This is a genomic window from Dysgonomonas sp. Marseille-P4361 (genome assembly GCF_900343125.1).
Lineage (GTDB): Bacteria > Bacteroidota > Bacteroidia > Bacteroidales > Dysgonomonadaceae > Dysgonomonas.
The window spans coordinates 44,118-68,564 of record NZ_OPYL01000002.1 but is presented as its reverse complement, the minus strand read 5'-3'; the positions used below and the strand labels follow the sequence as shown (position 1 = coordinate 68,564).

The window sequence follows — 24,447 nt, the reverse complement described above, 5'->3', positions numbered from 1 at the left end:
TTAATTATTAATTCATTAATGTTTTTATATCTATTTATTTAAAAATTTATAGATTTGTGCACTATTACAAAATACGATCTATGGTAAATTTAGAATGGTATAGAACTTTTAAGGCTATATATCAATATGGGACCCTGACCAGAGCTGCACAAGAACTCATGATATCTCAGCCGAATGTGAGTATACAACTAGCTTCTCTTGAGAGTTATATCGGGCAACAATTATTTATAAGAATGCCCCGAAAGATGATGCCAACCGAGTACGGGAAGATGCTCTATACACAGATCGTAGAATCGATGGACAATCTGGAACGGGTAGAGTCCGAATTTAAAAGAACGGTAGTCAACAAGGCTCCCAGCATACAGTTGGGAACTCCATCCGAGGTATTCAACAACTACCTGGCCGAACATATGGGATCACATCCCGATCTGTTATTAAATGTAGAATACGGACTGGCCGACGTACTGATAGAAAAATTATTGAATCACGAGCTCGACGTGGCCATCATCACCAAGAAGAATAAGCAGGAAGATTCTATCACCTACGAGCCTTTGTTCACCGAATCGTTTATGGTTGTTTGCAATCCAAATCTCGATACAAGCGAATTTGACAAACTTGCAACAGAGGACAATATTACCAAAATAGAACAATGGCTCAAGAAACGACATTGGTTTGCATACAGTAGCGATCTGGCTTTGATCAGAAGGTTTTGGAGAGAAAATTTCAAGAAAAGACCTATCCTGAAACTACAGGCTACAATACCCGACAATGATGCTATCTTGAAAGCTGTAGCCAATAGCGACCGGCTGGCTATTACATCCGACCTTATTGCAGGAAGACAGTTACAAAAAGGTTTGATCAAAGTATTATGGAAGGGAAATAGCCCAGCAACCAACACCATCTATCTTGCATACGACAAGAACAGAACTCAGCCTCACTATATAGACAAAGTAAGGACTTTCATAAAGATGTATATCGACACTGTAAAATGATTTTCATACTTTTGTAGTAAGTAAAACTAGCATATCGTTATCATGAAATACTATTATATCCTCCCATTTCCACTTTTGTTATTCACATCTTGTACTTCTAGAATAATGGAGATCGGCTTTGCAGGCATCATCGCTCTTTTTGTTTTGATGTTTATCCTCTTTGGGCTAATGTTTTTCCTCATTGCCAGAAGGAAGAAAAAAGGTGAGAAAAGCCTCGTAAAATTCAACAATGATATAGCCATAGCTCTAAGTAAGTTTGACACAGCAGAACAAAAGATCAACATGCTAAATATGCTCATTGCCAGAATAGAGGATGACGAAAAATATAAAAAAGACGAGGACTGGCAGAAAAAGGTGTTGGCTAAAGCCCATATGCATCTGGCTACAATACATTACCGTAGCGGTGACGAGATACAAACCCTTAACTCGTGTACGAAAGTGATAGAACTGGACGATACGGATGGTATGGTATTTTACAATCGTGGTTCTATCTATAGCAACAGAGGGATGTATGAAAAAGCCCTGCAAGATCTGGATAAAACCATTGAACTAATTCCCGACTTTGCCAGCGCATATAACAATCGCGGACTGGTGCACGAAAAACTGGAGCATTACGAAGAGGCAATCGAAGATTTTGACAAAGCCATCGAACTGGAAGGCTCACCCATAGCTTACTTCAACAGAGGCAATACTTATTACGAAATGGAACGTTACCAAGAGGCATTGGAAAGCTACGAAAGTTCTTTTGAACTGATCGAAAATGCTTCCGACTCTGAATTAAAAGAAGAACTAGAAATAAGTGTCAAAGCTACAAAAGAGAAGTTGACTGATAGCGAGAAGTAAAAAACTCTTTTTTGCAACTTTCAAATACTCTTCTTTATCCTTTCTGTCTGCTCCAACAGGTTACGATAGATAGGATGTTGTCGCAAGATATAATCATTACCCACTATTATCAATTGTTCTCTGGCACGAGTCAGAGCAACATTCAGCTTACGATCGACAGTTTTTTCTCTGTTCAGATTACAAAAAGCATAGAGCTGATAGGGTTTATTGAAACAGAAAGAGAGGATAATCGTATCTCGTTGACTACCTTGAAAGCGTTCGACCGTATCGATCATTATTTTTTCAAATTCGGGAACTCCTGCTTCTTCTAGCTTGTGTTTTATTGTTGCTATCTGATTGCGATAAGGGGTTATTATTCCTAACGACTTTTGCGGATCAAACACTTTTCCGTTTTTATTATAAACTTCTATCTGCGCTTTGACCAGAGCAACCACAGTATCCGCTTCTTCATTATTTATTTTGTCCGACACATTCGTATAATCGGCATTCCTTACCGGAATAAATCGGACACGAGACGTCGCAACCATTTGTTGCAATCTGTCTGCCTCATCAAAAGCCACAAAATCCAACTGCTCTGACTGCCTTTCAGTTGCCACTTTCAGCTCGCCGTCATAAAATATATCATTCACCAAGCGGGCTATATCTTTGTGCATACGTCCGTGATAGGTCAATGTATCATATGCATGTGTCCACTTGTTTTGTTGGCAAATACGGAACAGACGCTCGAACAACGATTCTCTGCAATCATATAATTCTATCCCATTCAGATTAGACTCAGTTACCTTAGATTTTGTTTCGTCTTGCAACGTAATTGTTGACAGCTGCTTATGGTCGCCAATCATTATAAATTTGTCGAAGTGAGGAAGTAGTCCCACTATCTGAGGTTCTAATATCTGCGATGCCTCATCGATGATAGCTACATTAAACTTTTTCAGTTCAAACAATTCCGGCTTACCTACTATAGAAGCCAGTGTCCCTACAAAGATGCGGGTATCTTTTATAAATTGCAGCAAGTCTCTCCTACTCTCCACATTGCCCGAAAGGTTTTGTAACAAGCGATGACGAGAAGCTTCTCCACACGAGAGTTCGGAGCCGATGCGGATATACTTATCGCATCTAGTTTCCTCTTCTCCGAAGGCTGCACTTATAGCACTGCAAAGTTCATCAACAGCCCTGTTGGTATAAGCCATTACCAAAATATTGGCTTTTTCATCCGAGTAAAAACGCTCTATAAGTTGTTTTGCAAAAATTGAAGTTTTGCCCGTTCCCGGAGGACCAACTATGAGAAAATAATCATCAGCGGCAGTGGCTTTATCTATTACCTGCTTTTGTTTTTCTTCTTTGGTTTCTGCTTCCTCTTGTATTGAGGGCAACGAAGATAGTGGCTCTCGCAAGCCTAATATCAATTCTTTTTTATCTACCGAAGCGGAAAGAAAAGCAAACAAACTCTTGAACATGGCATTATATCCATGATCCAGTTTGTCGTGCTCTACAGCCCAATATTTATATCTATCAAAGAACTGTTTATTCCGCTGTTTATACCTGAATCGAAGGACAACCTGATTGGCAGAAACCTCTACAACCGTTCCTTTCAGTATCTGATTGGTCAACACCGAATCATCTTCCAATTGGCGAGGATAGAGAATACAAATTTCTCCCTCTCTGAAGTTTACACATTCCAGTGTGTCTTTTCGGTCGAAGTAAATAACCATTCCTCTCCCGCTATCGTCAATCTGGCGAATGCTTAGATTCTCTATCAACTCCAAGGCTTCTTTCCGTTCGGCAAAAGCAGTATTCCACAAGGCTGAAATACTCATCGACGAATCGTAACTTTCATCCCCCGTCTTCTGCAAATACAACTCCCTGCTGATAAAACTTACATAGCGGTAAAAGTAAGCTTTCTCTAGTGATGTAGCCGAATCAAGCACTTTTTTTATAGCGACTAGCTTATCTGTAAAGAACTGGGGCACTCGCCCATAGTTGTCAAAATTGAATAGTTGGTCAAAAATAGTTTCTACAGCCACTACATCCCCTGCATACAAATTGCGTTCGACAGCAACAATCAGATTGCGCGTGTTGATAATTTCTTTTTCCAGACGCTGAAAACCTGCTGAATAACGGAGGTTCTCGCCTTTATTTTCTGCCGATGAATAGAGTATATATGGATAAATATGCCTGATATTGGTATTGAATACTGTCTGAATCATCAGCCGATAAACGGCCGTTTGCGTCACATGGTTAGACGCTATCCTAGTAGCATCATCCTGAGGAAAAGGTGTCTTACCCGATTTTAACTCAATGATACGGCTGTCTTGTCTTTCGTCACTAGGCAACTGCAACAAGTCGAGTCGTCCCTGAAAACCATATTTTTCACAAAAGAACGATGGTTCTAAAAGACACAAGGACGCATCAAAATTATTGACTTGCAAGTCGTTCTGTACCACTCTCTTGATATTCCGAAACTGACTTTCAGTCTTCGTCATAAATTCTTTAAAGTCCGAATTTTCGGCGATATCTGCACACGAAGCGTATTCGAATGGCATAAACTGAAACGATTTCATAAAAACCTCCTTGAAAGTAAGGTTATCTATATCGTCTGCATAAATCAATTCATCGAGAAAAAAATTAGCCAGATTTCCCAGCAAAATATGCTTGCTGCTTGTATTTGGTTCCAGCTTGCGACGGAGATAATGATAATGCGAGCTTCCGTAGGACTGAAAACACTCGGCAATAGACGATGCATCGATCAGATAATCGGGTTCTAAAACGACTATTTTAGGAACAAAAACACCCTCTTTGCCGACCTTTACATCTATAAGGTTCAACTGTGCGCCTTGCCACAAGTGATGCACTGTATCGTTGAAGGCACTATTCACATCCTCAACATTATACTTTACTTTTATCTCCTCGTCGGGAAACAGCTCGCAACGACAAAGGATAAGTTCTTTCTCCTTATCGACCTCCTCTACCTCGACACGTATCTTTTCCCAAAAGAGCGAATCAGACTTAGGTAAAGCTTCTTCATTTGGTAGCTCTTTCGATTGGTCTCCTTTTAGGAAAAAGAAGAACCCCTCCAGCACATCTTTTGCACGCTGATACTGATCTGGAGAAACAAGATTCTGTTCGTTTCGCAACAAGAATGCTGCTTTTATTCGCACATTTTGCAGCTGCCATTCCATAGCTTTTGGCAAATCGTATTGCTGGGCTATGAAGACAATGCGCGAAAATAAAGAAGGAAACTGCAAAGAGTCACCTTCTGTGAGTTCTTTGCAGCTTCGCTCTAATATCCGTTTCAAACGGATGTATTTATTTCGTAATGATAAGTTTGACTGATCTATAGACTGTATCTCGAAAAGATAGTCAGAGATAATTTTATCATCAACAGACATATTTATCTGCGACCTCCTATCAATAAGTCTAAACTATTTTCGAGGGTTACATCGAATGGTAAGCTCTGATTGATTGGATATCCTCTATGGTCATACAATTCTCCATAGATATGAAGTTGTGCTCTACCATTAGCCAATAGCTTGTCAGTGAATCGATACATAAAATTACGTAAATTAGGATCATATCCACCATCAATATATGCTTCACCTCTATAATCTACTCTCAATGTTGCTTTATAACGACCGATACCATTTGACTCTAAATAAACATCAATTTGGTCACCTTCTCTAAAAGATTTTTTACTATAAATAGTTAACCAACTATTATATATATCAAAATCATTTAAGTAATCAATGCGAGCATCATAACCTCTTATATCTGTATCATAAAGATCAACCAAAAGGCTGAAAGTGCCTCTATTGTCTGTATATGGAGGGACTTCAAATTCAGATGTACTAAATCCATAATCTCCTCTAAACCAATCATCTGTTTCACAAGATGTAAACGAGAATAAAGTAAATACAGCTAAGAGAGTAGCTAAAAGTTTATTTTTATAATTTTTCATACTATTCATTTTTTATAAGTGCAAAGGTATAATTAATTTAGTTTATAATCTATATGACTAAAAATTTCTGCATTTGTAACATCAGACCCCGAAGATATAGAAAAAATTTATAAACAATATCCCTCTATTTATCAAAATGAACTATTACCTTTGTCCCAAGTCTTAGGGGTGCCTTAATATAACGGGCTGAGATCACACCCATTAAACCTGATCCGGGTAATGCCGGCGTAGGGAAAAGAAATTATGCAAATCGCGCGCAAGCATATATTTTCATTTCGGGAAATTTCTTATCAAAAACCCCTTTTTTGTTTAACAACTGTATAATGACCATTGTTTGTCATTGTACGAAATAGTTTATTACTTAAATGAAAAAGGTTTTATTCACAATCCTTATTACATTGTTCTACTGTACGGCAATGTATTCTCAACACAAGGCTGACAGCCTTAAATTGGTCAAACTCGAAGAAGTAACCGTTTCGGCTACACGTGCTACAAGCAAGGCTCCGATAGCCTACTCCAATCTGAGCGAAGCTGATCTTAAAAAAGAAAACGCAGCTAAAAACATTCCATCTATTTTACAAACATTACCTTCGGTCGTTGCTTATACCGAGGGCGGGACAGGCATAGGGAACACCAGCTTCAGAATAAGGGGCACAGATGCTAACCGTATCAATATTACGCTAAACGGAATGCCACTCAACAATCCGGAAACTCAGGAAGTATATTGGGTCAATCTGCCCGACTTATCTAACTCGCTGCAGAGCATCCAAATACAGCGGGGAGTAGGAACAACCACAAACGGTAGTGCCTCGTTTGGGGGAAGCATATCGATGCAAACCGTTCACAGCAAACCTAAAGCCTATGCAGACATATCAACAGCATACGGACAATACAATACGCTATCGCTATCTGCGGCGGCAGGTACGGGTATCTTAAAGAATGGCTTATCGGTTGATGCTCGCTATTCGTATATCAATAGCGACGGATATATTCGCAATGGCAAAGTAGATCATAAAAATCTGTATGCTGCACTGTCCCATTATACCGACCGACAGTTGATCCGTCTCATCTACATGAATGGTATTCAGCATACGGGCATTACATGGGAAGGAATCGATCCTGAAATGGTCTCTAAAAACAGACGGTACAATCCGGCAGGGGAATACATTGACGATAATGGTAACGTAGCTTATTACGACAACGAAACGGATAATTACTACTCGAATATAGGGCAACTTCTATATACATGTTATTTGAGCAATTCTCTGACTTTAAATGCAAACTTAAGTTACAATCATGGTTACGGCTATTATGAGAACTACAAGGCGGATGAAAAATTAAAGAAATATGGTTTAGAAAATCAAATCGTAGACGGCACATCGTACAAAAAGACTGACCTCATCCGTCGAAAGTTAATGATGAACCACCTTTATGCCGGCAACTTTAACTTAAAGTATGAGAAAGAGAAATTAGCTTTAACCCTTGGCGGTATGTACAGCTATTTTGACGGAAATCATTATGGACATATTCTTTGGGCTAAATACAATCAAAATATTCCAGAGGGCTTGGAGTGGTATCGGAACGAATCTGACAAAAAGGATATGAATGTATTTGTCAAAGCCGAATTCAGACCTATCACCAATCTGTCCTTTTTCGCCGAGGTTCAGAACAGATACATCGACTACCGTATGAAAGGAATGGATGACGACTTGATGGATCTCTCAAACAAAAATTACTACAACTTTGTAAACCCTACCATCGGTGCATCTTTGCGCTTTGCAAAAAACAATGAGCTATACGCTTCGTTCGGCATCTCTAATCGTGAGCCTTTGCGTGCCGACCTCAAAGAATCGCTAAAGGGCGGAGGTAGCAGAAATATAACATCCGAAAGACTGTATGACTACGAATTTGGCTACAAATATGCAAATTCGGTTGTAGCTTTCGGGGCTAACTTTTACTACATGAAGTACAAAGATCAGTTTATACAAACCGGCAAACTGAACGATACGGGATACAAACTACAAGAAAACGTACCCGATAGTTATCGCACTGGTATTGAGCTTACCCTTGCCTATACGCCAACTTACTGGCTTCGCTTTGATGGGAATCTGACGTTGAGCCAAAATAAGATTAAAAACTATACGGCATATTACACCATCTACGATCCCGAAACATGGGATCCTATCTTTCCGTATGAGCAAGCCACCAAGTTTTTCGAAAAGACAGATATTTCATTCTCTCCCAACACTGTTGGAAGCTTTACACTCACATTCTCTCCTTTCGAAAAAGAAGATATTAGCTTTGCTTTTGTAAACAAATACATCGGTAAAATGTATTACGACAATACATCCAATCCTGAGAATCGTTTATCAGATTACTTCATTTCTGATTTTGTAGCATCCTACACACTCGGTCTTAAAAAAGCGGGCAAGATGGATTTTCGGTTCTTCATCAACAACTTGGCAAGCATCAAGTACAATGCCAATGCATGGATAGACACCTACACTTTCCCCGATGGCAATCAGGATGTGTACAGAGGTTTATACCCTCAAGCTGGTGCAAACCTGATGGGACAGATAAGATATAGATTTTAAAAATCAAATGGATGGAGTGTCCCTTTAGCCATATAAACGGCACTCCGTTCAATTTATAAGAATATAGATAGCATGGACAGTTTTTTATTATTTATCGAAGACAATTGGGTTAGTATTGCAGGAGCAATAATTGGGTTGATATACCTGTTTCTTGAATACAAAGCCAATGTTTGGATGTGGGCAGCGAGCATTGTTATGGCTATGTTCTATGTTGCTATATTCTACAAGACCGAGCTATACGCCAGCATGTCTATCTATATCTATTTCTTCGGAGCCTCTATCTATGGCTGGATCAAGTGGATTACCAGTAACAGAAATACGGACACTGGCGACGAAATAATCTCTAATACTCCTCGTCGCTATGCCCCTTACATTCTATCAGCCCTAGTCGCTACAGGTTTCCTCATATATCTGTTATTGATTACATTGCAACTAACCGACAACCCTATATACATTTCGATAGGCGACAGTTTAACAACCTCTCTCAACATTGTAGCCCTATGGATGATTTCTCGCAAATGGGCGCAGCAATGGTTACTACTCATCCCCGCAAATGCTATTTCCAGTATTTTGCTATTCTTTCAAGGCGATCCTCTCTCTGCTATTTTATTTGTCATATTCTTCGTTGTATCTATACTAGGCTATAGAAAATGGCGAAAATTGACAAAGACCAATCAATAATCCTCACCAAAAGTGTAAAGTAATCACATTTAAAACAATAAGTTCTGTGTATTTATAAATAAATACTATTATCTTTACATTCTTAACAAGCGAAACAGAGAGACATATTAATAAATGAGGATTTTCCAAATCATAACGGTTTCCGAATATGGAGGAGCACAAACTATAGTCGCCAACTTGATTAAAAGCCTAAGCCCGGAACATGAACTCTTCGTTTTATATGGAGGTGATGGAAAAGCTTGGGAAAACCTTGACGTAAAATTTACAAAAATAAAGCTCAACGACCATCGCAAAGAGGTTACATGGAAAGACCTGGGTCTGTTGTTTAAGCTTATTTATTTTCGTTTTAAGTATAAGCCCGACGTAGTTCATTTACACTCATCAAAAATGGGGGTATTAGGACGTATTGCCTTTAGTCGGAAGAGTACAGTATATACTGTGCATGGTTTCGATTCTATACGAAAAGCATTCCGGAAATTCTTAATTGTAGAAAAATTTCTTAAGAAAAAAGTATTCCGTATAGTTGGTGTCAGCCAGTACGACGTTGACATGATGAAAGAGGAAGGCATCACCAACAAAGTAGTGCGGGTATACAATGGAGTTACCGACTATTACAAGAAAGATATAAAAAGGGTGGATGATACTCTCTCTTGGGAATTTGAACGTTTAAAAACTCAATTTCCGAAAACAATTGTATGCATTTCTCGCATATCGAAACAGAAAAAATTCGATTTATTTTTGGATATAGCTCGACAAATGCCCGAATATGCTTTTGTATGGATAGGAAATAAACAACCGATGGAAAATCTTCCGGCAAACGTATTTTGCTTAGGAGAGACACACTCGGCTTACTATTACTTCAAATATGCAGACTTATTTATCCTACCGTCCAACTACGAAGGGTTGCCGATGTCGCTACTCGAAGCCCTTTCGTATGGTATTCCGGTTGTAGCTTCCGCAGTTGGGGGAATCACAGAGGTATTGGATGGCAAAAACGGATATGCTGTAGAAAATAACATTGACGATTTCACGAACAAAATAGAAAGTATATTGTCAAACGAAACCGTCTATATGTCTATGTCGGAGCATGCACGACAATCATATCTTGCAAACTTCACGTTCGAGAAAATGATCGACGGGTACAAATCTATATTCAACACAATCGAATCAAATAAGAAATGACTAAGCCTTTAGTATCTGTACTGATCCCTTGTTACAATGTAGAGAAGTATGTAAAAGATGCGATCAATTCAATTCTTACGCAGACGTATAGCAATCTTGAGATTATTGCAATAAACGATTGCTCTACCGATTCTACGGGAGATATACTACGTGAATTGGAAAAGCTGGACAACCGCATTACCGTTGTAGACAATCCCCAGAATCTGAAACTTATCCAGACACTCAATAAAGGAATTCTGCTATGCAATGGCGAATATATAGCCCGCATGGATGCAGACGATATAGCCTTACCTACACGCATCGAAAAAGAAGTAAGCTTCCTGGAAACTCATCGCGATCATGATATAGTAAGCACACAGTTTTACGCATTCAGATCCGAAAACCCTTCCAAGAAAGATCGCCATCACAGTCCCGTCCTTGATAAAGAACTGAGGGCATATATTCTATTTCGTTCAGGTATATGTCACCCGGCTGTGCTTATCCGCAAAAGAGTTTTTACCGAATTAGGATTAAAATTTGAAAGCGAATACCTTCATGTAGAGGATTATGCACTATGGTCTCAGGCTATATATAAAACGAAGATCGCAAACCTCGACGAACCGTTGCTTTTATACAGAGTACACGAATCTCAGGTTTCATCTCTGAATGAAGATCTTCAAACTGAGAATAAGAAAAAAGTTTTCAAAATACATTGCAAACAGCTAGGCTTCCCTACCGACGAAGATTTTATCAATGTATATGCTTCGGTAGCAGAGTGCGTTCCTCTTCATCCTACGTTTGAATATCTTAACAAGTGTGAAGAATTTATACTTCAACTTATCGACCTGAATAAGAGATCTCCTTTTTGTGACAAAGCTTACCTCCAACGAATGCTGTCTATTCATTGGTTACGCTTATGTGCAAACTCGCGCATAGGGCTGAAGGTTATAAATAGGCTAAAGGCTTCCCCGCTTTATATGGAAGAGAATTATACATCCAGAGATTTGGCTATTTTTTACACAAAGTGTACTTTTAAGCTTCGATACAAAAAGTCGCTTATTTACAAACTTGTGTTTAGATAATTCCGTATGCAAAAGATAAAAGAAACAATCCCAATGCTTCTGCCTATGATAGTCACATTCTATCATATATATCCTCAGGCACTGAATGTAGCTGGCTCCTCTTTTATTTTATTATCAGGACCTCTCGGACTGGCACTGTATGCCTATCATCGGTTTCCATTCAAAGAAGCGATACTATTACTTGCCGGACTGGCTATTATGTTTCTTACGTTTTATATGTCCGGATGGATCAACAACACCACTACCCATATGATGTTTGGTTACCCCAGAAGTCAGGTTGCGTGGTTCTTCTCTTCCTACTTGATAGTATTCCTCATTTTCGCTATACACAAAAGACCTACTATAAATACAGTCTTGCTCTATATATCGGCTGCAGTCGGACTACAAGCACTGATTGCTTTAGGGATGAATACCAATGAGGCTATACATGACTTTTTCTTCTCGCTTCAGATGCAGGTAGAATATACCGAAGCCATTATGGAAGAAGGAGGTAGTCAACGGGTTATGGGATATGGTATCGGCTTCTTCGGAGCAGGGGCTCTAAGTGGACTCGGACTTGTCACAATATCTTACCTATTGATACGAATGGATCTCAAACCAATCGGTTTCTTCTTGCTAGTTACAACTTATGTACTAATTTTCTATATCGGAGTATTTATGGCCAGAACTACCATTGTAGGGATGGCTGTAGGACTAGGACTTATAGGAATTCTATACCTCTGGGATAACAAGGCAAATATAAAACAAGCAAAAACATTCTTCCTTTCTTCCATATTCTTGATGATAGGTGGATATTTCTTCGTTATGGCCACTTTCCCTCACTTTGCTGATTGGGCTTTTGAGTTATTTATCAACTTTGTTGAAAGAGGAGAGCTTACAACCACTTCATCTCAAGGTCTGTCGGGAATGTTTAGAATACCCAAAGATGTACACACCATACTATACGGAACTGGATCAATGGACTTCCAAGGTACCGATGTTGGCTATTCGCGTATGATGTATTGGGTAGGAATACCCGGAGCTTTGTATTTTTACCTATATCAATTCTACATTGCTAAATTATCTTTCACCAAAGATTGGGGAATTAATTCCATATCAATAGCTATTTTCCTTTATGCTTTCATTTTAAATTTCAAAGGTTGGATTGACCTAAACCTTGTTTTATTTATAATTTTCTTCTATTTCATGTTTTACAAATATTATGTATATCTCCCTAAACAGGAGGCTTTGCAAAAAACAATAGGTGATATTAAAAGAGAAAAAAGGGCACTAAACAAAATGCGATGAAAGAAGGAATTATTTTAGCAGGAGGTTTTGGTACCAGACTACAATCTGTAGTAAACGATGTGCCCAAAAGCATGGCTGAAGTAGCAGGAAAACCATTTTTGGAACACCTCTTTAGTTATCTGACAAAGCAAGGCTTTGAACATATCATCTTGTCGTTAGGCTACAAGGCTGAGATCATTATAGACTGGATAGAAAGTAATCAACAGCCTTTCAAAGTATCCTATGTCATCGAGAATGAGCCTTTAGGAACTGGAGGTGGTATAAAATATGCCTTGCAAAAGAGCGAATCTGACAAGGTTTTTATCATAAACGGAGATACTTTCTTCGATGTCGATTGTTCTGCATTTCAGGCTTTTCATCAGACGGAGCAAGCTGATCTGTCGATAGCCCTGAAACCAATGACTGACTTTGACAGATACGGATCTGTTGCTCTCGATGGCGACAAACGTATAATAGCTTTCAGAGAGAAACAGCACTGCGAAAGCGGACTAATAAATGGAGGAATATACCTTTTCAATAAAGATATTTTTTCAAAGCTGAATCTTCCTGACAAATTTTCGTTCGAGAAAGACATCATGGAAGCTCATGTAAGTTCGTTGAGAATCTATGGTTTTGAACAAGACAATTATTTTATAGATATCGGTATCCCTAGCGATTTTGAAAAAGCTAACGTTGATTTTAAAACCGGAAATTTGAAATGAACGAATTGAGTCAATACAACTATCTTTTTCTCGACAGAGATGGTGTTATCAATGTAGAGAGACCAAATGATTATGTAAAAAACATTGCTGAATTCGTCTTCATCGAAGACTCGCTGAAAGCAATGGCGATACTTACTCAGAAGTTTGATCGTATCGTTGTTGTTACTAACCAACGGGGAATAGGCAAAAGCATTATGACAAACTCTGATCTGGAAATAATACATCAATATATGATCTCCGAAATAGAAAAAGCAGGGGGACGTATTGACAAGATATACTACTGCACCGATCTCAGCAACAGATCAATAAACAGAAAACCTAACGTAGGTATGGCATTTCAGGCTGTGGCCGATTTCCCGGAAGTAGATTTCACCAAGTCGGTTATGGTTGGCAATAGCTTTTCGGACATCCAATTTGGACAAAAACTGAGTATGCATACCATATTGGTAGGCGATAAATACAAAAAAGAACATAAAATACACAATAACATAAACGCTTATTACGAAAATCTGTATAAGTTTGCAGATTCGTTATAAGACTTATAAAACTCGCTGAGATATGCTTATAAGAAGTAAAGCACCATTTAGATTAGGACTTGCCGGGGGTGGAACAGACGTTTCTCCCTACTCCGACATATATGGAGGCTGCATACTGAATGCAACCATCAGCTTATATGCTTATGCTAACATAGAGCCCAGAAACGATAACAAGATTGTATTCCGAATACCTCAAACAAATGAAGAATACATCTTCGACTCGTCGCCAATGCTTCCTATATGTAACGACAAGGCCGACTTGATGAAAGGCATTTACAACCGCATTGTAAAAGACTTTGTAAAGAAGCCTCTTTCATTTACTCTGACCTGCGCCCTCGAAGTCCCTTTTGGGTCGGGTTTGGGCACCTCATCCACGCTGGCAGTAGCCATATTGGGAGCTTATGCCGAATGGCTGACTCTTCCTTTAGGAGAATATGATCTGGCTTATCTGGCTTATCTTATCGAACGTGTAGATCTGAAACAGGCAGGAGGTAAACAAGACCAATATGCGGCAGCTTTTGGCGGGTTCAACTTCATGGAATTTTATGCTGACGACAAAGTTATTGTCAATCCGTTGCGTATCAGAAATGATATTATCAACGAGTTATCTAACAATATGCTCCTGTACTATACAAACTCGAGCCGAAATTCGGGAGACATTATAGAAAAGCAACAAAAAAACGTAAAGGAGCAAAAAGCTAAATCAATAGAGGCTATGCACAAAATAAAAGCGCAGGCCTACGAAATAAAAGAAGCCATCCTCAAGAACGATCTTGATCAAATTGGTCATATTTTGCACGAAGGATGGACATACAAAAGAAATATGGCTGATGGCATAACAACTCCCCTCTTTGAGGAGATATACGAAACTGCCATCAATGCAGGATCGACGGGGGGTAAAATATCCGGAGCCGGAGGTGGAGGCTATGTATTCTTCTACTGCCCGGGCAATACCCGTTATGCTGTTGTTAAAGCATTAGAAAATTTAGGAGGCACAGTTCAACCCTATTCCTTCACTAAAAAAGGATTGGAAACCTGGCACACGAAATAAGTTAGATGGAGATTACAGTTCTTATACGTGTATATGATCGGATCGATGATTTGAAGTACAATCTTCAGATCATTCGTGATACGTGGAAAGATAACAATTACCATGTCATTGTAGTCAGCAATGGCAAGTCGAAGGGCTATGATATTCCGTCGGACAGTCTCCGGCATATAGACAAGCTTGTAGTGTTGGAGGAGAATGCCGGACATCGTAAAGGTAATTCTCAGCTACTGATGGAGGGCGCAAAGTTTATCCCTGAAAGCAGTCAATTTACACTGATTCTGGAAGCCGACACATGGGTATATGGCGATGCCATCATATCTAAATATGCAAAGCGATTGGCTGAAACACCCAATGCCGTATGGGCAAGTGCCGACTGGTACGATAAATACTATGCACTTGCTACGGATTTTGCCCTTATCAAGACAGATTACATAAGGAAGCACCCTGGTATATTCGATTTTGAGTTATTCCCCGAATGTCATATTACCAATTTCTTGCGTGATACGAATTCCGATTTTATCTGGATTACAGAAAATATGCCGGTACATGTACCAAGTTATATCAGTTACAAGTACCCTTATGTTCCTAATATTAAGGAAGGGCGTTTCTATGTATTCCCAAAATCAAAGACCGTAACTCACCACATCGAATTCTTGAAGGACGGTATCGAACAAAAGAAAGGCTACTTCAACATTGTTTCAGATACAGATTATTTTCCCGAAGCTAAAATTTCGGCAAAAGCCTGGAACCGTTTCAAAATGAGATTCTGGATTGGATTAACAAAATGCTTCGTAAAAAGAAGCTGGTACAGTAAAAAAACATACAAAGAAATAGAAGAATAAAGTTCACTTTTACTTTATGGTATTTTCTACATATATATTTGTTTTCGTCTTTTTGCCAATAGTATTGCTCCTCTATTTTGGGATGTCGCGATTTGTGTCCCGAAAAGTGCAGCATTGTTTCATCATATTGGCTTCTCTTGTATTTTACGGATACAATAATATTTCATATGTTCCGCTTATTCTCACATCGGTTTTTGTCAATTACGCTTTGGCAACTAGCATAGAGAGGTCTCAAAAAGCAATCTACAGAAAGCTGTTTTTTGTTGGCGGCATATTATTCAATATAGGGCTATTAGGCTATTATAAGTATTATGATTTCTTTCTCGAAAACATAAATATAGCTTTCGATACCCATTTCGTCCTCAAAGGAATACTTATACCTTTGGGTATCAGCTATTATACTTTCCAGCAAATTGTTTTTCTCATCAGCGTTAAAAACAGAGAAGAGAAAGTTCCCGACATTGTTGATTATACGCTATTCATAACTTTCTTTCCTCAGCTGGTAGCAGGACCTATTGTCTTCTCGCAAGATGTAATGGCGCAGTACCAAAACGATAAAAACAGATTCTTCAACATCGACAACTTCTCCAAAGGACTGTTTATATTTGTTATCGGACTCTTCAAGAAAGCTGTTATAGCCGATACGCTGGTCATCTTTACCGACAATGCTGCCTACAATCCCGAAGGGCTGTCTTTTGGCGCAGCTTGGGTAGGATCGTTAGCTTATACATTCCGTCTTTTTTTCGATTTCAGCGGTTATTCCGATATGGCAATAGGACTGGGTAAAATGATGAATATCGACCTCCCTGTCAATTTCTATTCTCCATACAAATCGAAAAGTATTACCGAGTTTTGGAAACGTTGGCATATCACACTGGGACGCTCATTATTCAGAATAGTCTACATCCCTTTGGGAGGGAACCGCAAAGGACTGACACGAACTTGTATCAATCTTTTTATCGTATTCTTTGTCAGTGGCATATGGCATGGTGCTGCATGGACTTTCGTTATATGGGGTATTATGCATGGTGTAGTCAGGGTGTTTGAGAAACTGACCGAAAAGCAATTGGATAGAATACCCGACCTGATTCGTATATTCTTCACTTTTATATTTGTCAATGCAGCATGGGTACTTTTCAGTTCTTCGACTATGGAAGTGGCACTGACAATACTACAAAAAATGTTTATCCCCGACGCGATAGCCTTTGATGGTATTGGCATTTTAGCCTACAACTCTACCCTAGCCTATCCGGATATATTGCGAATAATATTCGTTGTATCGGTTTTACTGTTCGCTGCATTCCTATCTTTCTTTGTTCCAAAGAATAGTATAGATCTGTATAATGAGTTTAAACCAAAGAAAAGAAATGCCATTGCGATTGCCTTTTTATTTTCCATTGCAGTCATTCATTTCTCGAAAGTAAGTTCTTTTATCTATTTCAATTTTTAACGACAATGACAGAGAAGAAGAACAAATATTCATCAATCAAATACCTGAAAGTTTTCATACTTTCTTGTATTGCTTTCCTTTTCTGTATAGGGTTTGTCAGCTACATTGTAGACCCATTCTTTCAGTTCAGAGTAAATACAGATGGACGCTACATTTTAAACCCTCGATTTGTAAATGGAGGACTAGCCAAACATTACGATTACAACACCGTTTTCTTGGGATCTTCCATGTTTCAGAATCTGGATATGTCTGTTTTCAGAGATAACTTTCCCGGAACTAAACCTGTCAAATTATCTTCGGGAGGGATGAACATTACCGAGATGCTTTACCTCTATTCATTTGTACAAATGGATTCGGTAAAAGATATGGTTATCAATATAGATATGCCTCTGTTTGCCCGCATGGATAAGAGCATGCGCTACCCTGCCTATTTGTATGAGGATAAGTTGATCAATAAACTAAAATACCTTTACGGATACGAAACCCTGGTTCAATTTGTCCCTGCCGATATAGGTATGACACTCTATTTTAAGAATGCTGAAGACATTCCTGAATCTTTCAAGATGAAAACCGACATAGATAATATCGGAAGCGACAGACTTGCTTCGGTATTTAGTGCCGACGAGGTTAAACATCAATACCTGAACAATATAAGAGGAGTTTCTTATCTTATACTGGATAGTATGAACTACCGTATGGAGAAGAACTGGAATGAAACTCTTGAAAAGCTGGAAATAGAAAAATATCCCGACATTAATCACACCTTCTTATTCCCTTCTTACTCTGCCCTTTACTGGCATCACACCAGAGAAAGTGGCTATTACCACAACTTTATGAAGTTTGTTCATTACTTTGTGCAGTCGGTAGAGAAATATAAGAATGTAAAAGTTGCTTTCTTTTTCGACAGAGAAGAGATTACAGATTTGAATCATTACAGTGACATTACTCATTTCGGACCTCTATTATCCGATTCTATTGCACTGAATATATACAATCCTAAGTATGAGCTGACAACAGCTAATATAGGCGATAAAATACAACGTACCGACAGCCTGATCAACTCTTTCATAGAACAAAACAGAGACTGGCTGAGATTTAAAAATAAAGAATAAACATGTTTGTTGTAAACGGAAGATATTTAACTCAGAAAGCTAGTGGAGTGCATCGTTATGCATTCGAAATCTGCAATAAACTGCATGAAATGGGAGTCGACTTTCATGTGGCTATACCGCAAGAGATACAGCCTGATTATAAATTCGACTTTAAAACAGTAAAGTGTGGCTCGCTCGATAATCACCTTTGGGAACAAATATCGCTTCCTAAATATTTAAAAAGCATAGGCAGTCCTCTTCTGATAAGCTTTACGGGATGTGGACCTCTGACCTACGACAATCAGATAATGACCATCCACGATGTTTCACACGAACGCTATCCTGAATGGTTTTCGAAAAACTATTATCGTTTTTACCATTTTATGATGCCTCGCATAGGCAAAAAAGCTCATGCTGTGCTGACTGTAAGCGAATTTTCGAAGAGAGAGATTGTTGATACCCTCGGAATAGAAGCTGATAAAATACACATTGTACATAGCAATGTTCCTTTTCACAACAAGCCGACAAAAGAGGAAATTCTAAATTTTGAAAGAGATCCCAATGCTGACAGATACATTCTGGCTGTATCGAACATGGATCCTCGCAAGAATTTTGCACGCTTGGTCGAAGCCTTTCAGAAGATAAAGGACAAATCTGTCAAACTGTATATTATTGGCATGTCTTTCAAGGCATTCAATACACCCGACCTGCAAAAGTTGGTAGGAGAAAATATATACCTGCCTGGATATATAGCTGACGATACGTTGCAAAGCATGTATCAAAATGCTTCATTATCTATCTACCCATCCTTGTACGAAGGTTTCGGACTTCCTCCTTTAGAATCTATGACCTTTGGCTGTCCAGCTATCAACTCCGATATTCCGGCACTACGTGAAGTGAGCGAAGATGCTGCACTATATGTTGATCCTTACGACATTGATGACATTGCTGCGAAAATAGACCTTTTGCTCGAAGACAACGAGCTGCGAAGAGAACTTCAACTGAAAGGATTGGAACAAATCAAAAAATATTCGTGGGAAAAGTCGGCAAAACAAGTTTACGAATTGGCTAAACTGTATACGTAATTTGCTTAGAAAATAAAAAAGAGGGAGGCTATATGAAATAGCCTCCCTCTTTGTATAAATTGATATTCTTTATTCTTTCATCAATTCTATTGCCCGGTCGTATCCCCATTTTTCATCTACCTCATCGTAAGAGGTGAACACATTCTTCCATTCAAAATTTTGGATCTCTATACGTTGAGAAGCTGAACAATTCCATTCTACAGTGAAACCTTCGGCTTCGAATGCTTCTACAACCTTACGTCCTATCAGAATAGCTTCTTTATCGTTTTTCTCTTTCTCTCCATAAAAGCCAAGACACAATACACCGTCGGTAATCACCCTTTCGAGGTCTTGTCCATGATAGTAACAATAACCGATTGGTTTAACACCTTCATCTTCGATATCTTTCCAAACATCTTGCACATCGTATATAGCCTCCGACTGCGTATAGCCGGCATTATGCAATGCCAGGATTTTCTCTGTATTCAGTTTATCAAATATCTTATGCAGCTTTTCTACATGCGTGGGATGTTCCCATAGTTTACTTTCGGCTTCGTTTTTCGCATACTCTCTGCTCAATGTTTCTCTGATCCATTCTTCAGAGATTTCGCTCTCCCAGCCTTCGTCTTCAACAGCCTCCAGGGCATCATTAATAATATCCTCTAAAGATTCAAATCCGGACTTTATACTAATCAGGAAATGATCATAAAGATACTTTTCATTTTCAGTCATAGTGTAAAAAAAGTTGAATAATACTTTTGTTTATATCATGAATTAAAGTTAGTCAAGACGTAAAATATTTGCACCTAGCTGGTTGAGACGCAGATCGATATTCTGATACCCTCTGTCTATCTGGTCGATATTGTGTATTGTACTCTTACCATCGGCACACATTGCGGCAATCAGTAGTGCAATTCCGGCACGAATATCGGGAGAGGTCATTGTAGTTGCCCGCATAGGTCGTTTTCCTGTACCTATTACTGTAGCACGATGCGGATCGCAAAGAATAATCTGAGCCCCCATATCGATCAGTTTATCGACAAAGAACAAGCGGCTTTCAAACATTTTTTGATGAATCAGCACACTGCCTTTTGCCTGAGTAGCTACAACCAGCAGCACACTGATAAGATCGGGTGTTAAGCCCGGCCAAGGAGCATCTGCTATGGTCAGGATAGAACCATCTATAAAGGTATCTATTTCATATTCTTTTTGTGCAGGAATGAAGATATCATCTCCTCTACGTTCTAGTTTTATTCCCAGACGGCGGAATGTATCAGGTATAATACCAAGCTCGTCGTAAGCTACATTCTTTATCGTAATCTCTGATGCTGTCATGGCTGCCATACCGATAAAACTACCAATCTCGATCATATCGGGTAAGATGCGATGCGTTGCTCCTCCCAGAGATTTTACACCTTCGATGCGCAAAAGATTAGATCCCACACCGGTAATCTTGGCTCCCATCTTGTTCAATAGCTTACATAGCTGTTGCAAATAAGGCTCGCAAGCGGCATTATATATCGTTGTTTCACCTTCGGCAAGAACGGCCGTCATCAGGATATTAGCTGTGCCAGTTACCGATGCTTCATCAAGCAGCATGTATGCTCCTGTCAGTTTTTTCGCCGAGATATTATAGATCTGTTGTTCTTTATTGTAAACAAAGTCTGCACCCAGCTTTTGAATACCTATGAAGTGTGTATCCAAGCGGCGGCGACCTATTTTATCCCCACCCGGTTTTGGCAGCGAAGCCTTTCCAAAACGAGCTACTAAAGGTCCTATAATCATTACCGAACCGCGAAGAGATGCACTCTTTTTCAAAAACTCAGGAGTTTCCAAATAGTCGAGATTTACATTCTCGGCCTTGAAAGACCATGTATCTTCGCTAAGGCGACGGGTTTCTACACCCATTTCTCCCAGCAAAGCGATCAGGTTGTTTACATCTAATATATCGGGAATATTTTCGATTATTACTTCTTCGGGTGTAAGCAATACGGAACAAATTACCTGTAATGCTTCGTTTTTAGCTCCTTGCGGTGTTATTTCTCCACTAAGGCGGCAACCACCTTCAATAATAAATGACGCCATTTTATCTAATTTCTTATTATTTAGTTTTAATAAATTCTCACTTCGGGTTCTAATTCAATATCAAATATGCTTTTTACAGCATTTCTCACCTCGGTCATGAAAGCAACTATTTCATTGCCATCCGACGTGCCATAGTTTACTATAATAAGTGGCTGATTGGGGTAAGTACCGATATTCCCAATTCGTTTTCCTTTAAATCCTGCTTTGTCTATCAAGAAAGCCGCTGATGTTTTTATCAGTCCGTCTCTTTGATGATAAGCCGGAAGATCCGGATAGCTGGCTATCAGCAGATCGGCATGTTCTCTGGTTATACATGGATTTTTGAAAAAGCTACCGGCGTTGGGTAATGTTTTTTCATCCGGAAGTTTTCTTTTTCTGACACGTATAACAGCCTCTCTTACATCTTTGATTGTAGGTTCGGCAATATCTTCAAGTTCCTTGTTCAGGTCAAAATATTTAGGTGTGTATGTAAAAGTACGTTTCAGATGAAAAACAACTGAAATAATTACATACTTATTGGTGCGTTTGAATATGCTGTCGCGATAGCCAAACTCGCACTCTGCATTCGAAAAAGATACGACTTCGTTTGTTTCCATATCGATGGCTACAACTTCGCGAACGACATCTTTTACTTCAGCTCCGTATGCTCCTATGTTTTGGATAGGGGCTGCTCCTACCGTTCCGGGAATAAAGGATAGATTCTCCAATCCGGCAAATCCTTTATCTACACAGTAAGCCACAAGCTCATCCCAATCTTCGGATGCGTTTACTTCTATAAATATATCTTCATCCTCTTCTTCTTCGTCTGTGATTTTTCTTACTCCTCTTATTTCGGGGCAAATCACAACGCCATCAAAGTCTTTAGTGAAGAAGATATTACAACCTCCTCCTACTATTAGCTTCTTCTCGTTAGGATAATCGGATAAACACTTGCGCAGGTCTTCTACGCTTTTAGGGCAGCAAAGTATCTTTGCTAAAGCCTCTGTTCTGAATGAATTGTAATCTTTTAATTGGGTTTGCCTATAATATTCCATTTCAGGGATTATTGATTCTACTTTTTTGCAGGTTATTTTTGCTTTCGCTTATATCCTACAAATAATACTGCAAGAATAACTAAAATTCCTACAATTATCAAAATTGTTTGCCAATGAAGCATAACAAATTTCAAAATAAATATTAAAACGAAGACTGCCAGCACAATCGCCAGCACTTGAAAGACTCTACGAATTGTAGTATTGCGCTTTATCACAACCATCTCGTCTTCGGTAGGGAAGAACGATCCTTCCTCCTCCACCTCTTCTTTAACAGATTGTGTCTGATTAGATTTTAACTCCGGTATTACATTATAGTTTTTCGTTTCTTCCGCAACTGCATTTCTTTCATCATCAGAGTTATCAGTTGGTATAGTATCTTTTATTATTGTAGTCGGATTTTCAGCCAAGTCGACAATCTTATCCACACGGGACGAGGCCTCAGCAGTATCAAAGTTGTCATCCATGACCATTCCGATAAGCTCGCTCTCTATCCCCGGATATTTAGTCATCAAAGATTTACATGCATTTGCAAAATCTCTGAAACGATGTATTTTGTCCAATCTGGCTCTGATATCTCCTTCGCCTGCCTCGGTAGACAAGTCTAGTATTTTATCTGCAAGTATTGATTTTAACCGATCCATTGGGGAGGTATATTACCTGTTGCTGTACATTTGTTCGTAATACTTCATGTAGTCACCTGATGTTACCTCATCAACCCATTCCTGATTGTCAAGATACCAATAAATAGTGCGTACGATTCCTTTATCGAAAGTAGTTTCGGGCAACCAGCCCAGTTCTTTCGAAATTTTGTCAGGATTGATTGCATAGCGATGATCGTGTCCTTGACGGTCTTTAACGAAAGATATCAGATCTTCGTTTATCCAGCTTATATCAATAGACCCATCGGCAGCAAGCTCTTTCTTTTTCAGAACAGATCTGTATTCAGGTTTTTCGTTCATAATATCGAATATTGTATTCACTACAAGTTTTACTATTTCGATATTCGTTTTCTCGTTATGACCTCCTACGTTGTAAACCTCACCGACACGTCCTTTGTGAAGAACTGCATCAATAGCCTTACAGTGGTCCTCTACATAGAGCCAGTCGCGCACATTGCTGCCTGTTCCATATACCGGAAGCTGCTTGCCTGCCAATATATTCTTTATGATCAGAGGAATCAGTTTTTCGGGAAAATGGTATGGTCCGTAGTTATTCGAACAACGGGTTATATTGATTGGCATCTTAAAGGTTTCGCCATAAGCCTGCACTATAAGGTCACCTCCTGTCTTTGCTGCACTATATGGCGAGCGGGGAGACAGCGGGGTTTCTTCGGTAAAGTATCCTTCGTCTCCTAACGAGCCATATACCTCGTCGGTAGACACTTGAAGATACTTCACTCCTTCGCGCCAGATAGGATAATTATTTTCGTCTTTACCTACTGTCCAATATTTTTTTGCTGTATCAAGCAGATTTTGAGTACCTAATACATTTACCTGTAGAAACAACTGTGGATTTTCTATACTCCGATCGACATGACTCTCTGCTGCAAAGTTGACAACATAGTCGATAGTATGTTCTTCAAATATTTTTTCAGTCACTTCCCTGTCGCATATATCACCTTTAACAAACACTACGCGAGGGTCTTTCAATTCTTCGGATAGAGTTCCTAAATTTCCGGCATATCTGAGAGCATCCAAGACGATTAGTTTTGCTTCAGGATGTGCTTTCAACATGTATTTCACAAAATTTGAGCCGATAAAACCAGCTCCACCAGTGATCAAATAAGTCATGTATCAGTAAAAAATGTTAGTTATTAATACTTTTACAAAAGTAAGAAAAAAAGAATACAGATATCCACTTTCTGACAGAATAAGCGTGAGTTTATAAACGATTTTATAATTTCTGCTATACAAAACCATAGTATCGCCCCTCCACTCATTACAAAAGATCAAACAAACAGATTAAAAACTACCAATTATCAACTAAAACATTATTTAA

The 24,447-nt window shown here is 39.0% G+C and carries 21 protein-coding genes and 1 riboswitch; of the genes, 14 read left to right on the top strand and 7 right to left on the bottom strand.

Going from position 1 to position 24,447, the window contains the following annotated elements; translation table 11 throughout:
- The first annotated feature begins 80 nt into the window (after window positions 1–80).
- Window positions 81–992 carry a LysR family transcriptional regulator gene (locus DHU68_RS04090; RefSeq protein ID WP_108821715.1) on the top strand — a complete coding sequence of 304 codons (912 nt, stop codon included), beginning with the start codon at window positions 81–83 and terminating at the stop codon, window positions 990–992.
- 42 nt (window positions 993–1,034) lie between these two features.
- Window positions 1,035–1,835 (top strand): tetratricopeptide repeat protein, encoded by an 801-nt coding sequence (locus DHU68_RS04085; RefSeq protein WP_108821714.1) that lies wholly within the window; start codon window positions 1,035–1,037, stop codon window positions 1,833–1,835.
- Window positions 1,836–1,855: 20 nt separating this feature from the next.
- On the opposite strand, the gene DHU68_RS04080 is transcribed toward DHU68_RS04085, so the two are convergent.
- Window positions 1,856–5,224: an ATP-binding protein gene (locus DHU68_RS04080; protein ID WP_108821713.1), complete on the bottom strand. Its 3,369-nt coding sequence runs from the start codon at window positions 5,222–5,224 to the stop codon at window positions 1,856–1,858.
- Window positions 5,225–5,226: 2 nt separating this feature from the next.
- Entirely contained in the window at window positions 5,227–5,790 is a 564-nt protein-coding gene (locus DHU68_RS04075) for a hypothetical protein (protein ID WP_108821712.1), read from the bottom strand.
- 154 nt (window positions 5,791–5,944) lie between these two features.
- Window positions 5,945–6,042, top strand: a riboswitch (TPP riboswitch).
- Between the two features lie 113 nt (window positions 6,043–6,155).
- On the opposite strand from DHU68_RS04075, the gene DHU68_RS04070 reads away from it, so the two are divergent.
- The 12 genes from DHU68_RS04070 to DHU68_RS04015 all read left to right on the top strand — a co-directional run bounded on the left by DHU68_RS04070 (window position 6,156) and on the right by DHU68_RS04015 (window position 19,351).
- Window positions 6,156–8,384 carry a TonB-dependent receptor gene (locus DHU68_RS04070; RefSeq protein ID WP_108821711.1) on the top strand — a complete coding sequence of 743 codons (2,229 nt, stop codon included), beginning with the start codon at window positions 6,156–6,158 and terminating at the stop codon, window positions 8,382–8,384.
- Window positions 8,385–8,456: 72 nt separating this feature from the next.
- Window positions 8,457–9,065: a nicotinamide riboside transporter PnuC gene (pnuC, locus tag DHU68_RS04065; RefSeq protein ID WP_108821710.1), complete on the top strand. Its 609-nt coding sequence runs from the start codon at window positions 8,457–8,459 to the stop codon at window positions 9,063–9,065.
- A 114-nt stretch (window positions 9,066–9,179) separates the two neighbouring features.
- The gene (locus DHU68_RS04060; RefSeq protein ID WP_108821709.1) at window positions 9,180–10,247 is read left to right on the top strand and encodes a glycosyltransferase; all 1,068 of its coding nucleotides are present in this window, start codon (window positions 9,180–9,182) and stop codon (window positions 10,245–10,247) included.
- Complete coding sequence (locus DHU68_RS04055; RefSeq protein WP_108821708.1) at window positions 10,244–11,308, top strand: glycosyltransferase family 2 protein; 1,065 nt, start codon at window positions 10,244–10,246, stop codon at window positions 11,306–11,308. The genes DHU68_RS04060 and DHU68_RS04055 overlap by 4 nt, the downstream gene beginning before the upstream one ends.
- Window positions 11,309–11,314: 6 nt before the next feature.
- Window positions 11,315–12,595, top strand: a complete 1,281-nt coding sequence (locus DHU68_RS04050) for a hypothetical protein (protein WP_108821707.1) — start codon at window positions 11,315–11,317, stop codon at window positions 12,593–12,595.
- Window positions 12,592–13,296: a nucleotidyltransferase family protein gene (locus tag DHU68_RS04045; protein WP_108821706.1), complete on the top strand. Its 705-nt coding sequence runs from the start codon at window positions 12,592–12,594 to the stop codon at window positions 13,294–13,296. Before DHU68_RS04050 ends, DHU68_RS04045 begins: the two co-directional genes overlap by 4 nt.
- Window positions 13,293–13,832: an HAD-IIIA family hydrolase gene (locus DHU68_RS04040; RefSeq protein WP_108821705.1), complete on the top strand. Its 540-nt coding sequence runs from the start codon at window positions 13,293–13,295 to the stop codon at window positions 13,830–13,832. The genes DHU68_RS04045 and DHU68_RS04040 overlap by 4 nt, the downstream gene beginning before the upstream one ends.
- A gap of 22 nt (window positions 13,833–13,854) precedes the next feature.
- A complete protein-coding gene (locus DHU68_RS04035; protein ID WP_108821704.1) occupies window positions 13,855–14,883 on the top strand; it encodes a dehydrogenase in 1,029 nt (342 codons plus the stop codon).
- 5 nt (window positions 14,884–14,888) lie between these two features.
- The gene (locus tag DHU68_RS04030) at window positions 14,889–15,725 is read left to right on the top strand and encodes a glycosyltransferase family 2 protein (RefSeq protein WP_108821703.1); all 837 of its coding nucleotides are present in this window, start codon (window positions 14,889–14,891) and stop codon (window positions 15,723–15,725) included.
- 82 nt (window positions 15,726–15,807) lie between these two features.
- The gene (locus tag DHU68_RS04025) at window positions 15,808–17,175 is read left to right on the top strand and encodes an MBOAT family protein (protein ID WP_255412442.1); all 1,368 of its coding nucleotides are present in this window, start codon (window positions 15,808–15,810) and stop codon (window positions 17,173–17,175) included.
- A 5-nt stretch (window positions 17,176–17,180) separates the two neighbouring features.
- Window positions 17,181–18,287 (top strand): hypothetical protein, encoded by a 1,107-nt coding sequence (locus tag DHU68_RS04020; RefSeq protein WP_108821701.1) that lies wholly within the window; start codon window positions 17,181–17,183, stop codon window positions 18,285–18,287.
- Window positions 18,288–18,289: 2 nt separating this feature from the next.
- Window positions 18,290–19,351, top strand: coding sequence for a glycosyltransferase family 1 protein (locus tag DHU68_RS04015; protein ID WP_108821700.1), 1,062 nt, complete (start codon window positions 18,290–18,292; stop codon window positions 19,349–19,351).
- Window positions 19,352–19,420: 69 nt separating this feature from the next.
- On the opposite strand, the gene DHU68_RS04010 is transcribed toward DHU68_RS04015, so the two are convergent.
- Genes DHU68_RS04010 through rfbB form a run of 5 tightly spaced genes read right to left on the bottom strand, consistent with a single transcriptional unit; the run spans window position 19,421 to window position 24,239 of the window.
- Window positions 19,421–20,062, bottom strand: a complete 642-nt coding sequence (locus tag DHU68_RS04010) for a hypothetical protein (RefSeq protein WP_108821699.1) — start codon at window positions 20,060–20,062, stop codon at window positions 19,421–19,423.
- Between the two features lie 48 nt (window positions 20,063–20,110).
- Entirely contained in the window at window positions 20,111–21,415 is a 1,305-nt protein-coding gene (murA, locus tag DHU68_RS04005; protein WP_108821698.1) for a UDP-N-acetylglucosamine 1-carboxyvinyltransferase, read from the bottom strand.
- A gap of 26 nt (window positions 21,416–21,441) precedes the next feature.
- Window positions 21,442–22,449 carry a UDP-N-acetylmuramate dehydrogenase gene (gene murB / locus DHU68_RS04000; protein WP_108821697.1) on the bottom strand — a complete coding sequence of 336 codons (1,008 nt, stop codon included), beginning with the start codon at window positions 22,447–22,449 and terminating at the stop codon, window positions 21,442–21,444.
- A gap of 32 nt (window positions 22,450–22,481) precedes the next feature.
- Window positions 22,482–23,090, bottom strand: coding sequence for a hypothetical protein (locus DHU68_RS03995; RefSeq protein WP_108821696.1), 609 nt, complete (start codon window positions 23,088–23,090; stop codon window positions 22,482–22,484).
- Window positions 23,091–23,102: 12 nt separating this feature from the next.
- Complete coding sequence (rfbB, locus tag DHU68_RS03990; protein ID WP_108821695.1) at window positions 23,103–24,239, bottom strand: dTDP-glucose 4,6-dehydratase; 1,137 nt, start codon at window positions 24,237–24,239, stop codon at window positions 23,103–23,105.
- Between the last annotated feature and the right edge of the window lie 208 nt (window positions 24,240–24,447).

Excerpts from the sequence above, each read along its gene's own strand:
- DHU68_RS04090 (WP_108821715.1), top strand. The coding sequence starts at position 81 with ATGGTAAATTTAGAATGGTATAGAACTTTTAAGGCTATATATCAATAT.
- DHU68_RS04085 (WP_108821714.1), top strand. The coding sequence starts at position 1,035 with ATGAAATACTATTATATCCTCCCATTTCCACTTTTGTTATTCACATCT.
- DHU68_RS04080 (WP_108821713.1), bottom strand. The coding sequence starts at position 5,224 with ATGTCTGTTGATGATAAAATTATCTCTGACTATCTTTTCGAGATACAG.
- DHU68_RS04075 (WP_108821712.1), bottom strand. The coding sequence starts at position 5,790 with ATGAAAAATTATAAAAATAAACTTTTAGCTACTCTCTTAGCTGTATTT.
- DHU68_RS04070 (WP_108821711.1), top strand. The coding sequence starts at position 6,156 with ATGAAAAAGGTTTTATTCACAATCCTTATTACATTGTTCTACTGTACG.
- pnuC (WP_108821710.1), top strand. The coding sequence starts at position 8,457 with ATGGACAGTTTTTTATTATTTATCGAAGACAATTGGGTTAGTATTGCA.
- DHU68_RS04060 (WP_108821709.1), top strand. The coding sequence starts at position 9,180 with ATGAGGATTTTCCAAATCATAACGGTTTCCGAATATGGAGGAGCACAA.
- DHU68_RS04055 (WP_108821708.1), top strand. The coding sequence starts at position 10,244 with ATGACTAAGCCTTTAGTATCTGTACTGATCCCTTGTTACAATGTAGAG.
- DHU68_RS04050 (WP_108821707.1), top strand. The coding sequence starts at position 11,315 with ATGCAAAAGATAAAAGAAACAATCCCAATGCTTCTGCCTATGATAGTC.
- DHU68_RS04045 (WP_108821706.1), top strand. The coding sequence starts at position 12,592 with ATGAAAGAAGGAATTATTTTAGCAGGAGGTTTTGGTACCAGACTACAA.
- DHU68_RS04040 (WP_108821705.1), top strand. The coding sequence starts at position 13,293 with ATGAACGAATTGAGTCAATACAACTATCTTTTTCTCGACAGAGATGGT.
- DHU68_RS04035 (WP_108821704.1), top strand. The coding sequence starts at position 13,855 with ATGCTTATAAGAAGTAAAGCACCATTTAGATTAGGACTTGCCGGGGGT.
- DHU68_RS04030 (WP_108821703.1), top strand. The coding sequence starts at position 14,889 with ATGGAGATTACAGTTCTTATACGTGTATATGATCGGATCGATGATTTG.
- DHU68_RS04025 (WP_255412442.1), top strand. The coding sequence starts at position 15,808 with ATGTCGCGATTTGTGTCCCGAAAAGTGCAGCATTGTTTCATCATATTG.
- DHU68_RS04020 (WP_108821701.1), top strand. The coding sequence starts at position 17,181 with ATGACAGAGAAGAAGAACAAATATTCATCAATCAAATACCTGAAAGTT.
- DHU68_RS04015 (WP_108821700.1), top strand. The coding sequence starts at position 18,290 with ATGTTTGTTGTAAACGGAAGATATTTAACTCAGAAAGCTAGTGGAGTG.
- DHU68_RS04010 (WP_108821699.1), bottom strand. The coding sequence starts at position 20,062 with ATGACTGAAAATGAAAAGTATCTTTATGATCATTTCCTGATTAGTATA.
- murA (WP_108821698.1), bottom strand. The coding sequence starts at position 21,415 with ATGGCGTCATTTATTATTGAAGGTGGTTGCCGCCTTAGTGGAGAAATA.
- murB (WP_108821697.1), bottom strand. The coding sequence starts at position 22,449 with ATGGAATATTATAGGCAAACCCAATTAAAAGATTACAATTCATTCAGA.
- DHU68_RS03995 (WP_108821696.1), bottom strand. The coding sequence starts at position 23,090 with ATGGATCGGTTAAAATCAATACTTGCAGATAAAATACTAGACTTGTCT.
- rfbB (WP_108821695.1), bottom strand. The coding sequence starts at position 24,239 with ATGACTTATTTGATCACTGGTGGAGCTGGTTTTATCGGCTCAAATTTT.